The 1,407-nt window shown below is 38.9% G+C and carries 1 protein-coding gene; it reads left to right on the top strand.

What is annotated here, in order from left to right; genetic code table 11:
- Positions 1–96 precede the first annotated feature (96 nt).
- Complete coding sequence (locus tag IV64_RS02955; protein ID WP_057705683.1) at positions 97–1,359, top strand: ISL3 family transposase; 1,263 nt, start codon at positions 97–99, stop codon at positions 1,357–1,359.
- The last annotated feature ends 48 nt before the right edge of the window (positions 1,360–1,407 follow it).

The raw sequence follows: 1,407 nt of genomic DNA, 5'->3' as shown, positions 1-1,407 counted from the left end.
TCCATCAACACCCAATTTTTGTGTAAAATAAAAGGACAAATCTCCTCAATGCACCACCCTACTGACCAAAGTAAAAGTAAAGGCAAGTGAGAAAAAATGTCCCAAAACCATTTTATCGAAGATACGCTTCAAATTAAAGACCCAAATATTATTTGTACTAGTATTGATAGCAGCGATCCAATCAAACAGGTTGTTCACGCTAAACTGACCTATCCTTTAGAGAACTGCCCACTTTGTGGCCAGCCCGAAGTAGTGCGCTTTGGGACTAATCTAATTAATGTCAGAATGCCCCCCGTCAAAGAACGACCAATTATCTTGAAATTACTTAAACAACGTTATCGGTGTAAGTCCTGTAAGCATACTTTTAGCGCACAAACATCACTAGTTAAACCACATTGTCAGATTTCAGAAGATACGAAGCAAATGATCATTTTAAGACTCATCAAGGACCGTAGCGTTACTGACATTGCGGACGAATTGAATGTCTCACCAGTCGCAGTTAATCGTGTCATTGATTCTTTGTCCACCCAAACCATGATTGCCTTAAACACATTGCCCAAGACTTTGTGCTTTGATGAATTCCGTTCTACAGGCCATCAAATGAGCTTCATCGCCATTGATGGTGACTCTCATCAGCTAGTGACAGTCTTACCGGATCGCTTTAACCGAAACATTAAGAAGCATTTTCTGAATCACTATTCACTGAAAGAACGTAATGAGGTTCAGCAGATTGTCATTGACTTTAACGCTCAATATCAGTCGGTTATCCGCGAAGTTTTTCCTAAAGCTAAGATTATCGCCGACAATTTTCATTTAGTCCAAATGGGACTTCAAGCTTTGAATCAGACGCGGGTACAGTTGATGCATCACTTTTCATCAGACACCAGAGAATATCGAATACTCAAACATCATTGGCGCTTATTCTTAAAATCATATTCAAATCTAGAAACACGTAAACCACAATGGTTTACGCATCTAAAAGACTGGTTTACTCAAGAACAGTTAATCTTAAAGGGCTTAGAATTGGATCCAACTTTTCAACATACTTACTTTACAGCACACGCCTTAGTAGATGCATTAAGAACCAGAGATTACCAACGTTTCATCGAAGCCTTAAGCAGAACTGACAAAGTCAGTTCACAGCTTGAAACAACAATCAAAACCTATCGCAAGCACTTATCTCTAATCAAAAACATGATGGCAAGTACCTACTCAAATGGCCCTTTAGAGGGCGTTAATCGAAAAATAAAACAAATTAAACGGACAGCGTACGGTTACAGAAATTGGTCGCACTTTTACACACGAATTCGGATTGAATTTACAATTCAGAACAAAAAAAGGAAACCAATTCGAAAATGAACTGGTTTCCTCATAAAGTTCCTCATCAACAGCCGTTGACAAAGAGCC

The sequence above is a fragment of the Lactiplantibacillus xiangfangensis genome (assembly GCF_001438845.1).
GTDB classification, from domain to species: Bacteria; Bacillota; Bacilli; order Lactobacillales; family Lactobacillaceae; genus Lactiplantibacillus; species Lactiplantibacillus xiangfangensis.
Note: the sequence above shows the minus strand (reverse complement) of the source record. Positions and strands in the feature narration are given on the sequence as shown.

Excerpts from the sequence above, each read along its gene's own strand:
- IV64_RS02955 (WP_057705683.1), top strand. The coding sequence starts at position 97 with ATGTCCCAAAACCATTTTATCGAAGATACGCTTCAAATTAAAGACCCA.